This window comes from Lentzea sp. NPDC005914 (genome assembly GCF_040629405.1).
In the GTDB taxonomy this organism is placed as follows: Bacteria; Actinomycetota; Actinomycetes; order Mycobacteriales; family Pseudonocardiaceae; genus Lentzea.
The window spans coordinates 48,433-60,043 of sequence record NZ_JBEXVQ010000054.1 but is presented as its reverse complement, the minus strand read 5'-3'; the positions used below and the strand labels follow the sequence as shown (position 1 = coordinate 60,043).

The 11,611-nt window shown below is 67.2% G+C and carries 8 protein-coding genes; 5 read left to right on the top strand and 3 right to left on the bottom strand.

Annotated features, from left to right (window positions below):
• Window positions 1-115: 115 nt before the first annotated feature.
• The 3 genes from ABZ345_RS44270 to ABZ345_RS44260 form a co-directional block, all read right to left on the bottom strand.
• A complete protein-coding gene (locus ABZ345_RS44270; protein ID WP_359861247.1) occupies window positions 116-5,701 on the bottom strand; it encodes a hypothetical protein in 5,586 nt (1,861 codons plus the stop codon).
• A gap of 257 nt (window positions 5,702-5,958) precedes the next feature.
• Window positions 5,959-6,639 carry a hypothetical protein gene (locus tag ABZ345_RS44265; RefSeq protein ID WP_359861245.1) on the bottom strand — a complete coding sequence of 227 codons (681 nt, stop codon included), beginning with the start codon at window positions 6,637-6,639 and terminating at the stop codon, window positions 5,959-5,961.
• Window positions 6,636-7,217 carry a hypothetical protein gene (locus ABZ345_RS44260; protein ID WP_359861243.1) on the bottom strand — a complete coding sequence of 194 codons (582 nt, stop codon included), beginning with the start codon at window positions 7,215-7,217 and terminating at the stop codon, window positions 6,636-6,638. The genes ABZ345_RS44265 and ABZ345_RS44260 overlap by 4 nt, the downstream gene beginning before the upstream one ends.
• A gap of 289 nt (window positions 7,218-7,506) precedes the next feature.
• On the opposite strand from ABZ345_RS44260, the gene ABZ345_RS44255 reads away from it, so the two are divergent.
• The 5 genes from ABZ345_RS44255 to ABZ345_RS44235 all read left to right on the top strand — a co-directional run bounded on the left by ABZ345_RS44255 (window position 7,507) and on the right by ABZ345_RS44235 (window position 11,610).
• A complete protein-coding gene (locus tag ABZ345_RS44255; protein ID WP_359861242.1) occupies window positions 7,507-8,076 on the top strand; it encodes a hypothetical protein in 570 nt (189 codons plus the stop codon).
• Between the two features lie 528 nt (window positions 8,077-8,604).
• The gene (locus ABZ345_RS44250; protein ID WP_359861240.1) at window positions 8,605-9,285 is read left to right on the top strand and encodes a response regulator transcription factor; all 681 of its coding nucleotides are present in this window, start codon (window positions 8,605-8,607) and stop codon (window positions 9,283-9,285) included.
• A 66-nt stretch (window positions 9,286-9,351) separates the two neighbouring features.
• Entirely contained in the window at window positions 9,352-9,660 is a 309-nt protein-coding gene (locus tag ABZ345_RS44245) for a hypothetical protein (RefSeq protein ID WP_359861238.1), read from the top strand.
• A 176-nt stretch (window positions 9,661-9,836) separates the two neighbouring features.
• Window positions 9,837-10,589: an RNA polymerase sigma factor gene (locus tag ABZ345_RS44240; RefSeq protein WP_359861236.1), complete on the top strand. Its 753-nt coding sequence runs from the start codon at window positions 9,837-9,839 to the stop codon at window positions 10,587-10,589.
• Between the two features lie 388 nt (window positions 10,590-10,977).
• Complete coding sequence (locus ABZ345_RS44235) at window positions 10,978-11,610, top strand: hypothetical protein (RefSeq protein ID WP_359861234.1); 633 nt, start codon at window positions 10,978-10,980, stop codon at window positions 11,608-11,610.
• Window position 11,611 lies beyond the last annotated feature (1 nt).

The window sequence follows — 11,611 nt, the reverse complement described above, 5'->3', positions numbered from 1 at the left end:
ACCGCTTCGATGTCACAAGGTTGCGGGCCCCTGGTAGCACGACCCGGTCACGCTCGGTTGCGCTACGGTTGCGGCGAATCAGCCTCCGGAGCAGACCTGCGGCCGCCTCCTGTCATCAAGTCCGCCTCCGGGCGCACAGTCGCAGGATCAGGCCCAGCCCCGCCAGGAGCAATCCGAAGGCGATGAGATGCCAGACATCATCGCCGGTCACCGCGAGCGGTGGGTTGGTGTGTGGTGTGGACGCTGATGACACGTCAGCACTCGCCGAATCCGGGCGGGTCACGATGGGCGAGCCTCCTCCAGGTAGCACGTAGGTGGCGGTGGCCGTGTTGACGACTCCTGCCGTCAGTCCCGTGGTCGCGCAGTGCACGGCCTTCTCCGCACCTGCGGCAAGTGCGAAGGCGCTCGCGGCGCAGCTGAGCTCGATCGGGTCTTGCACGGTCACCTCGGCGAGATCGACCTCGCCCGTGTTGACGACGGTGACGCGCCAACGGACAGTCTCACCACTGTGGACAGTCACCGTCTCGCCCCAGCTGTCGCAGGTGGTCGCGTCGCCGGCCAGACAGACCTCTTTGCGCACGGCCAGGTCGGCCACCCGCACCGAAGCATCGTCGGGTGGAGTGGCAACCGGTGGAGTGGCGGCGGGCGCGCCGGGAGGCACGTACCGTCCGACCACGGTGTTCGTCACGCCTGCGGTGACGTTGGTCGTCGAGCAGATGAACGACACGGACCTATCGGTGGCCAGGTCGATGCCGCTGGTCGAGCACGATGGCTCGGCATCGTCCTGGAGCGTGATCCCGGTGAGATCGACTTCGCCGGTGTTCGTCACCGTGATCCGCCAGTGTGCCGTGCCGCCGCGCTCGACGACGTGGTCGTCAGCCCACGGACCGCTGCCCGTCTCCGCGCACGCCTCCGGTACCGGTGACTGGCAGATGTCCTTGCGCACCAGGAGGTCGGACACCATCGCGGTCGCGTCAGCCGGTGCGGTGGTGACCGGTGCGGTGTCCGGTGGCGACCCTGGCGGCACGTACGTCGCGGTCACCGCGTTCGTTGTTTTCTTCGTGAGGTTCGTTGTCGAGCAGTAGACCGTCTTCGAAGTGTGCGCGGCGAGGTCGAACGGTGCCGCTGAACAGGACGCCTCGTTGGGATCGTCCAGCACGATGCCGGTCAGATCGACGTCGCCGGTGTTCGTGACGGTGATGCGCCAGTGTGCCGTCGCGCCCCTCGGTACGGTCGCCGAGTACACCCACGGGCCCGTAGCGCACTCCGCCTCGGTCAGCGCGGCGCAGATCTCCTTTTCCACGTGGAGATCCGCGATGCTCACCGCCGCGACGGCGTCCGTGGCCGCTTCCTCCGGCCAGCCCATCATCTCGAACGACGCCGTGGCCTCGTTCTTCACGCTTCCGGTCACGTTGGAGGTCGAACAGTAGAACGAGCTCGACGCTCCCACGGCCAGGTCGAACTCCGCGTCGCAACCCGGCTCTTTCTCGTCGGTCAGAGTGATCCCGGTGAGGTCGACGTCACCGGTGTTGGTGGCGGTGATCCGCCAGTACACCGAGGAACCGCTCGGAACGTTCGCGGTGAGCCCCCACGGTCCTGGACCCTCTGGGCCGCAGCGGGTTTCGCTGAACGCCGCGCAGACTTCCTTCACCAGCTCAAGGCCGTACACGTTCGCGGTCGCGCCGTCCGGCTGTGTCACCACCGGTTCGGTGTCCGGCGGTGCACCTGGTGGCACGTACTGCGCGGTCGCCGAGTTGGTGGTGTTCTTGGTGAGGTTCGTGGTGGAGCAGTGGATCGTTTTCGACGCTTTGGCGGCGAGGTCGAACGGTGCTGTGGAGCAGGTCGCTTCGGTGGGGTCGTTCAGCGTGATGCCGGTCAGATCGGCCTCGCCGGTGTTGGTCACCGTGATTCGCCAGTGTGCCGTCGAACCCGTCAGCAGGCCCGCCGCATCACTCCACGGACCGTCGTCGCAGTCCGCTTCGGCGCAGATCTCCTTGTTGACAGCCAGATTCGTCACGATGACCGTCGCCGAGGCGGGTTCGGTCGTCGTCGAATCCCCGGAGCCAGGTGGCACGTACTGCGCGGTGACGGTGTTCGTCCGGCCCGCCGTCACGTTGGCCGTCGAGCAGTAGAACGTCTTCGACGCACCGACGGCCAGGTCGAACAAGGCTTGTTCGCAGGCCGGTTCGTCCTTGTCGGTCATGATGATGCCGGCGAGGTCGACGTCACCGGTGTTGGCCACGGTGATCCGCCAGTGCGCGGTCGACCCGCTGGGCAGGTTCGCCGTGTCGACCCACGGCCCGGCAGCACCTGAACAGTCCGCAATGGACAGGGACGAGCAGACGGTCTTCGTCACGGTCAGCCGCGTCACGTTCACCGTCGCCGAATCCGGTGCCGTGGTCAGCGGATTTCCGCCCGGTGGCGTGAACGTGGCCGTCACCGTGTTGGTGACGCTGGCGGTCACGTTCGTCGTCGAGCAGTAGAACGTCTTCGACCCGCCAGCGCTGATGTCGAACGATCCCGCGGACTCCGCGCAGTCCGGCTCGGCGGCGTCGTTCAGCACGATGCCGGTCAGGTCGACGCCGCCGGCGTTGGTCGCGGTGATTCGCCAGTGCGCGGTGGAACCCTCGGGGAGGTTGGCCGCTTCCACCCACGGACCACCTGAGTCGCAGTCCGCCGGGGTGAGCGAAGAACAGACTTCCTTGGCCAGCACGAGACCGTACACGTTCGCGGTCGCACTGTCCGGAGCGCTCACGATCGGCACGGTGTTCGGCGGTGCCCCTGGTGGCACGTACTGCGCGGTCGCCGAGTTGGTGGTGTTCTTGGTGAGGTTCGTGGTGGAGCAGTGGATCGTCTTCGACGCTTTGGCGGCGAGGTCGAACGGTGCTGTGGAGCAGGTCGTCTCGGCGGGGTCGTTCACCGTGATGCCGGTCAGATCGGCTTCACCGGTGTTGGTCACCGTGATCCGCCAGTGCGCGGCGGAGCCGGTCGGCATCGCAGAGGTGTCATTCCACGGGCCGGCGCCACCTGCACCGCAGTCCGTGCCGGCGCAGATCTCCTTGACCAAGGCCAGGTTCGTCACCTTCACGCTCGCGGAGTCGGACGCCGTGGCGACTGCGGTCTCGCCGGGCGGGGTGAACGTCGCGACCGCCGTGTTCGTTCGTCCCTCCGTCACGTCGGCGGTGGAGCAGGAGAAGGTGGCCGACGCACCCACGGACAGGTCGAACGGTGCCGCGGAACAAGATGCTTCCGCGGGATCGTTCAGCGTGATGCCTGTCAGGCCGACATCGCCGGTGTTGGTCGCGGTGATCCGCCACCGCGCCGTCGACCCGCCGGGCAGGTTCGCCGTCTCGACCCACGGGCCGCCCGAGGCGCAGTCCGCCGCGTTCAGCGAGGCGCAGACCTCCTTCGCCAGGGCCAGACCGTAGACGCTCACGGTTGCGCCGTCCGGAACGGTCAGCACCGGCGGGGTGCCGGGCGCCGCGCCAGGAGGCACGTACTGCGCCGTCACCGTGTTCGTCTTGTTCGCCACGACGTTCGCGGTCGAGCAGTAGAACGCCTTCGTGGCGCCCGCAGCCAGGTCGAATGATCCTGCCGCGGTCACGCAGGTCGCCTCACCGCTGTCGTTCAGCGTGATCGCGCTCAGGTCGGCTTCGCCGGGGTTGGCCACCGTGATTCGCCAGTGGACCGCTGACCCGGTCGGCGCGGTCCTGTTCTCCTGCCACGGCCCGGTTCCGCCGGCGGTGCAGTCTGCGGGTCGGGCCGACCCGCAGACCTCCTTGGCGACGGTCAGGCGGGACACCCGCACGCGCGCGTCGTCCGGGGCGGTCACGACTGATGCTGTACCTACCGGGGAGCCCGGCGGCACGTACCGCGCGGTGACGATGTTCGTGCTCCCCGCGGTCACGTTCGTCGTCGAGCAGTAGAACGAGGCGGATGCCCCGGCGGCCAGGGAGAACGTTCCCGCCGCGGTGGCACAACCGGGCTGGGCCGCGTCGGTGACCGTGGCGCCGGTGAGGTCGACGCTGCCGGTGTTGGTCACCGTGATCTTCCAGTGGGCCGTGGTGCCCGCCGGAATCGTCGCCAGCTCTGCCCACGGACCTGCCCCGCCCGCTCCGCAGTCCGCTGCGGCGAGCGAAGCGCAGACCTGCTTGGCGATCGTGAGCGCGTGCACGTCGGCGCGGGCCGTGTCCGGTGCGGTGTCGATCGGTGTCGTGCCCGCTGGCGAACCGGGGGGCACGAAGCGAGCCGTCACGCTGTTCACGAGTGCTGTTGTGAGACCCGGTGAGTTGCAGTGGAAAGTCACCGTTTGGCCCGCGAGCACCGCGAACGTTCCCGCAGCAGTGGCGCATGCGGGTGCCATCGTGTCGTTCAGCGTCGCACCTGGAATGTCCACAGTGGTCGGATTGGTCACCCGGATGCGCCAGTACGCGGTGCTCCCCGCGGGCACGAGGGTGTTCTCCGCCCACGGACCGGATCCGCCGGGGCCGCAGTTCACCGGTGTGCTCGAGGTGCACACTTCCTTGACCACGTTCAGGGCGGGCAGCGGAACGGAGAACGCGACCTGCTGGGCGAGGTAGGAGTCGCCGGTGGTGTTGAACTGGAGGGACAGACTGGTCGCTCCGACGGGCAGTGTGCCCAGCGGCAACGTGAAGTCCTTGGCGTCGACGGAGAAGTTGTTCGGCGCGTTGGGATTGACCTGTCCCTCCGCGCTGTCGACGAAGAAGTTCCCCGTTCCGGCACCGGAAGGCTCGCTGACCGCGGTCCCGTTGACCAGGAACTGATCACCGGCGATGCCCCAATCGCCCTCGTAGGCGGTGACACCGGCTCGCAGCGGGCCGCCGGCGTACCGGAAGCCGCTGATCGGCACCGTGGTCGGGGGTTGCAGGCTGTCCTGACGGACGTGCCCGTCGTAGATGAAGACCTCACGCGGCACCGGCGCGTAGGTCGGCTCCGGTTGTGGATACTTGTAGACGAGGGTCAGCGACCAGCCGCCGAAGCAGTTGTACCCCTGTGGTGTCCAGACGTTGCCGACCGTCACGGTGAGCGGGGATCCCGTGGGGGCAGCGGAGAACAAGGGTGTGATGTTCGCCGATGCGCTGTAGTACTGAGCCTCCGTCAGGTCGGCCGCCGGTTCGTTGACGAACGTCTGGGCGGGCACGGGGACGGTCGCGCCGGTGCCCACCCGGACGCTCACCGGTTGTGTCTGCGGCGTCCCGGGAGGAGTGACCGCGAGCTCACCGGCGACCAGGGCGTTGCCGCTGCACAGCGGCGAGATGACCGAGCCGTCCTCATCGGTGTAGAGACCGGTGTTGCCCGCCCAGTGGAGGCGGACGTGGTCGACCGTCGCGCCAGGCGGAATGGTCAGACTCGCTGAACTGGAGTTGAACGTCGCGGAGTTGGTGTCGGCGTCAGCCCACGCCATCTGGTACTCGTCGTTGACGGCGTCGGGATCCGTCCGTCCGGCGCCGTTCGCGCACATGGCCGAGGTGAGCGGCGACGGCGTGGCAGGGCACTTCGTCACCGAGTTGCCGATGATGTTGAAGTCGCCGTAGACGACCTGGTCGTACACCTGGGTGAACGGGGTGATGACATCGGCTGCGGACGAGCCGGTCGTCATCGTCGCCGAGCCCGCACCCAGAACGAAGGCGACGAACACACGTGACAGGGACGGAATCTTCCGGAACTCCCCTGTGCGCATGTCATGCCTCCGGTCCCGCCGACCCGGCGGTCGTGTGGACTCGTACACACGTGACAGACCTGGGAACGATCAGCGGATTACGGCCGGGGGAGTCACCGCAACAGGTGAACTCTTCGGGAGCGGGCAGGGGTGGGTCGCGACTATGTTGTGGATCGAGGAGCGGTGAGCACGATGGCTGCCCGGCGCACTCCGTCGTGGTGTACCGGGCCAGCCCATCCCTCGCCGCCGGAAGTCGTCGGTGACCCCGAGCCGACGGGTCAGTTCCTCAGATCGACCTGCCAGATCTGCTGTTCGGGGCGCCGCAGAATCTCCAGGCCGCCGACCATCCGCACCTTGAGATGTCCTGTCGCACTCGCGGTGACAGTGCTCACCTCGCCGACTGGACCGGCTGTGCCGTAAAGGCGGATCTGTTGTCCCGCGGTGAGCGCCGCGATCGGGACGCGTCGTGTGTTGACAGCCTGCGAGGCCGGTCGCCACCTCGTCCCGAGTTTCCAGGCCAGGTAGCCGATCGGTGGCGCGACGACCGGTATCAGTGGTGCCACCGGCACCAGCGGCACGGCGGCGGAGAATGCGGCCAGCGCTGTGAGGAAGCCGGTGGAGATCGGCATGTTCGCGAACTGCGCCCAGCCGGTCGTGCGCACCGTGCCGTCGGGGCGGAGGCCACGTGGCGCGATGCCGTCGGACAGGCACACGCTCGGAGCCGTCTCGGTCTGTGCGGCCGGTTCGTCATCGGCGGCCCTGCGGAGCGATGTGTCGTCCACCGTGACGCGGTGTCCGCAGGTCGTGCAGGTGAGGCACATGCCGGACGGTGCGTCGGCGTCCGGCCACACCCGCAGGGCACCGTGGCCAGCCGGACAGCGGTGGGCGGACCGGCCGCGCTGGAACCTGTGCAACGCTCGGGCGTCGGTGCTGCCCATCGGGTTGTCGTCGCCGCTCATGCGATCTTCCCGGTGAGTGAGCCGCCGTTGATGATCGCGCGACTGACGAGCTCGTCGGCGAGGTGCGCTCCGTCCTTCCCCGAGTCCAAAGCCGACGGTCCACTTCGGACGGGTACGCCGGACGTGTCGTTCTGGAGGGGCGGGGAGGTGGGGATGGGTGTCGCCGCCGGTACCGGCGGCGTCGTGGTCGTACCGCCGGACGGAACGGTGCCGGCGAGCTCCGGTGACCTGGTGCCTGTCGCGGCGGAAGGACTCGGTTCGGCGGCGTGCGAAGCAGGAGCCGTGGAAGCCGTGCCGCTCGGTGTGATCGGACTGCTCTGGCCGGCGAGTGTCACCTGGTAGTCCGGGCCGAGTGGAGTCGTCGGGTTCACCTTGCTCACGGGAGTTTCCGGTCCCACCGGTGACGTCGGCGCGGACGCGATGTCCGGCACCGGGTTCGACATCGGCGGGATGGACACGGACACCAGCGCCATCGGTGCGAGCAGCGTGCCGCCGAGCACGGGCAGCAGGCGGCACCAGTTCGGGACGCTCCACCACATGCGCAGAAGGGCCGGTGGCTGGTCGGGTAGCTGGGTCAAGATCACTCCAAAAGGGACCGTGGGCTTCTTCACTGCCTGTGAAGTCGATCGCGGAGCGCTTCAGGGGTGTTATCGGATCTCGAAATGATCACTCTCTTGAGGGAGTTCGATCCACTGTGGACCTGCAGGCGATCGCACGATCAGGTGAGGACGACTGAGAGTTCGCAATCGGAGGTGCCCCGTGCGGTCTGGGAAGTGAAAGTTCGCCGTGCAACGGGTGGAGGCCCGCTCGATGACTGATTCGCGTTCCGTCCCCGTGAGGTTCAGCCGTCGGTGGGTGGCATCGGGGGTGGCCTTCGCCGCAGCTCTGACGATCACGTTGGCCGCGCTCCGCGGGTCGGATGCCGACGTGGTCGTGATCGTGGACGACGGGATCGAGACGGTCACCGAGAGCCTGTCGACCACCTATCAGGTCAAGGTCCACAACAACACCGATCAGCAGCTCGACCAGCTCGAGGTGACGCTCACGACGCCGTCGTCGCTCGTGCTGGGACCGACGGACAGCGGCCAGAGGCGGGAGCCTGTCCAGACGAAGTGGCGAGTCGACGTCGCCGCCGGCGCGACGGCACAGGTCGAACTCGACGCCGCCGTGGGAGAGATTTCCGCGGGCGGGGAGATCACGGTGATCGCCTGTGCCGCGGCAGTGGACCTGACGGTGGCCTGCGGGGCCGACGTGAACCGCGGGATGACCGCGTTGAAGGCCGAGAGCGACGTCTCCTGGTTGACCACGTTGACGACGTGGTGGCAGTTTCTGCTGGCCGCGCCAGGCGTGCTGCCGGTCGTGCTGCTCATCGTGTTCGCGGCGTGCCGGCCGTTCAGGCGAGGCGATGAAGCACGCGACCGGCACGAGTCGTCGTGACCGGGCGGCGGTTGCCCTCGGCAGGATCCGGTGATCAGCAGCAGCATGGTCGGCGCTTGGAGCGGGCAGGCAGGCGTCGCCACTGACCTCGGAGCGCCCGTGCCGGCCGAGCGGATCGCAGAGGTCCAATTCGTGTGTCCGATGTCAGCCTGCGTGTGGATGCATCGAGGTGCCGCGGCTCAATGGAAACGCCACTCCTTTGCTCGATGGACGCGCCGACGTGGACAGCGACGATGGCGTGCACGACTACAACGTGGTCGGGTGTGTGGCACTGTTGCCGATTCGGATGTGAGCGATAACAGGGTGACCTTCGAGAGGCTGACAGCTGGAATACCGCCGGTGAATGTCGCCCACGCGATCACGGTGGCGGGCCTACGAGCGCTGAGCGGAACAAGTGATTCCGCGCTTCATCAGCCACTCGTGCGAGTGGACAAGCGGTGGAGTTGTGCGGGTGAACAACGCCGCGGTCGTGCGCAGCGTCCGATCACTCGGAGTTTTTGAACAGAACATCGGTCAGGGGATGAACAAATGGGTGCAGGTCCAGAAGAGATATGGCTGGAGGGAGGCGGCAGCACGCGCCGGCTTCGAGTGGCGCTGGTCGAGTCGCTGCCGCTGCTGCGACACGGTGTTCAGACAGTCGTCTCGGCGCATCGTGCTCTGCAGTGGGTCGATGCGGTGAGCAGCACCCGCGACATCATCGAACTGTGCGAGTCAGCGCACCCCGACGTCGTTCTCGTCACTTCCACCATCGATCCCGGCTGGAACCGCTGCCAGTTGCTGACCCGACTGTTCAGGGATCTCACCGTGGTGGCGCTGCTGGGCCGGGAGGCTCGCACCGCCGACAGCATCGCCATGGCGCGCATCAACGGCGCCCGAGCGCTGGTGCCGCTGGACGCTGATCCCGACCGGTTGGTGAAGGCCATCACGGCGGCGGCGACAGTCGGTCACCACATCGACCCTGCTCTCACGGTCTTCGCCACCTCGGTGGAAGGTGCGCGATCGTCGGGCGGAAGGTCGTTGTCGCGCAGGGAGTTCGAGGTGCTGCAGCTCGTCGCCGAAGGGCGGACGGCGGTGCAGATCGCGCTGCGACTCCAGATCACCGCCGAGACCGCGCGCACGCACGTGAGTCACATCCTGCGAAAGCTCGACGCCAGGGACCGCGCGCACGCCGTGGCGCGGGCCTACGAGCTGTCGTTCCTGCCGAAGTGATCTCTGGAGTCCGTCTCGAGGTGGTCGTGGATGTTTCGTCTTCATCGCGAAGGATGGGTGTCGTCAGTGCTGGTTCGATTCTTCCTGCGGGCGGCCGACCGTCGTTCGTGGACTGTCCGCTGCCGCGACGAGCGCGGCAGGAACGCGACCACGGTGGTGGCACTGACCGAGGAGTTCGTGGTCGTGGAGAACGCGGATCGCGAGACGATCCGCCTGACCGCGGCTCAGGTGGACCGTTTGCGCGTGGCGCTCCGCTCCGCGGTCATCAGTCTGGGAACACTGGACGACGACAACGTGTGTGCGAGCCCGTCCCACACGATTCCCGTGCAGCGTTCGAACGGGTTCCCTCGCGGGGTCGATCACTCGAACGGGTGAGGGCACTACGCAATTTTGGGGATGTTCGGCAATGTCGAGGCAGCGTCGTGCGCACCTGTCGGGCGAGAAGTTCGCCGTTCCGGAGAGTTGTCTTCCATGAGTGAACTGCTCGCTGTAGCTTTGCCACTCACAGGCGGGGCTGACGGAGAGGAAATCGGAAACCTGAGGCAGGTGAAATGACTGACGAAGTCGAGGACATCGACTCCGGTCTCGTGCAGGCGGTTCGCGCCGGAGACCGGGAGGTTTTCGTCCAGCTCTATCGCAGGAATTTCTCGGATGCGTACGGACTCGCGTGCAAACTGCTCGGCACCTCGCAGGGTGCCGACGATCTCGTTTCTGACGCATTTGTCAAGGTGTTCAACCGGATTGTCGCGGGCGGTGGTCCGACGGAGATGTTCCGCGCCTACCTGCTGACCACGGTCCGCACCACGTTCTACAAGCAGTTGGCGCGCGATCGGATGATCGACCGACGCGTGGAGGTCACCGAGCTCCTGTTGCCGACCGAGGAGAGCGATCCCGTCGCCGAAGGGCTGGACGCCCAGCTCGCGAGCAAGGCTCTCGACAGCCTGCCCGTGCGGTGGCGGACCGTGCTGGTGCTGCTTGAACTGGAGCGGCTCAGCACGTCGGCGGCGGCGGACGTGCTCGGCATGCGTCCGAACGCGGTGGCCGCGTTGGCTTTCCGCGCTCGCGAAGGGCTTCGGCTCGCCTACGTGCAGATGCACGTGAAGGCCGCGGCCGAGGAGATCTGTCGTGAGGCGGTCGACAACCTGGCCGCGCTGTTGTCCGGGCACAAGAATCGCGGCGTGCGGCAACGGGTGCGCGACCATCTGGCGCTCTGCCACAACTGCACGGGCGCCGCGCGCGAGGTCGCCGATCTACTGGCCCAGCTCGGCCGCACAGTGCCTCCGGATGACCGGCTCGTCGCCTGATCTCCAGGATGCCCGAAAGGGCCGGGCATTCGGCATATCGCGCGGTGTGCTCGACTGTCACTCGAACGAGTTAACGCACCTCAGCGGCGAAGTGCGTCCTCGTGGTGTCTGTCCGGATAATTGTCGACGATCTGTCACCACGGCGTTGACCTAGTGGGTCCAATGTTACGCTTTGATGCATAGTTTCCTCCCGTTGAGGTGAGAAACCGCTGCGGACCGTAGTCTTTGCGTGGCTCCACGGCGGTTACTCAGGTAGGGGGCGAGACACATCTTGGCTAATGGGCTGCGCTTGCAGGAGGTCGTCGATCTGATGCAGGAAGCTGCATTGGTGTGGACGCCGATTCAGCGCGAGGGCGATTTGCCCGATGTCGTGGATTATCGCGTGGAAATGAGCAACAAGTCCGCGACCGACGTTCTGGGGAACGATCAGGTCGTCGGTCTGACGCTCGGGCAACTGTTGCCGGATGACACCGCCGTACTGCTGCGCCGGCTGTTCGGGCAGGCGTCCCGGTCCGGTGAACCCGTCGAGCACGTCGCGGCGGCGCCTGATCCGCTCACAGATCTCGCGCGGACCCCCAACGTGTCCGTCCGCATCACACAGGTGGACGAATCCCTGCTGTGCACGTGGTTGCCGGGTTGGCTGACCAGCGCCGGTGCGGGCCGGCAGATCACGAGCGACGGTTCCTCCGCAGCGGACCGGCTCGAGTTCGCGGATGCCGTCGACGCCGTGGCGGATGCCGGGTTCGGGGTGTTCTCCCTCGACCTCATGAGCGGCAGGCTGATCATGTCGAGCGGACTGCACCGGATCTTCGGTGAGGGATCGGACGTGCAGTCCGGCCTCGAGTCGGCGGTCGCGGGCGAGTGGCGGGCGCTGCTGCGGCGCGGAGAGCCGATGGACGTCGAGGTGCGACTGGCCCCGGAGCACGGCGGTCACCGAATCCGGGTCGTCGGCCGGATGGCGTGCGCGCCCGACGGTCTCCCTGCTGTGGTGCGGGGAAGCTGTTGCGTGCTGGAGTCGTGAG

Coding starts and splice junctions, on each gene's coding strand:
- ABZ345_RS44270 (WP_359861247.1), bottom strand. CDS start 5,701: ATGCGCACAGGGGAGTTCCGGAAGATTCCGTCCCTGTCACGTGTGTTC.
- ABZ345_RS44235 (WP_359861234.1), top strand. CDS start 10,978: ATGAGCAACAAGTCCGCGACCGACGTTCTGGGGAACGATCAGGTCGTC.
- ABZ345_RS44240 (WP_359861236.1), top strand. CDS start 9,837: ATGACTGACGAAGTCGAGGACATCGACTCCGGTCTCGTGCAGGCGGTT.
- ABZ345_RS44265 (WP_359861245.1), bottom strand. CDS start 6,639: ATGAGCGGCGACGACAACCCGATGGGCAGCACCGACGCCCGAGCGTTG.
- ABZ345_RS44250 (WP_359861240.1), top strand. CDS start 8,605: ATGGGTGCAGGTCCAGAAGAGATATGGCTGGAGGGAGGCGGCAGCACG.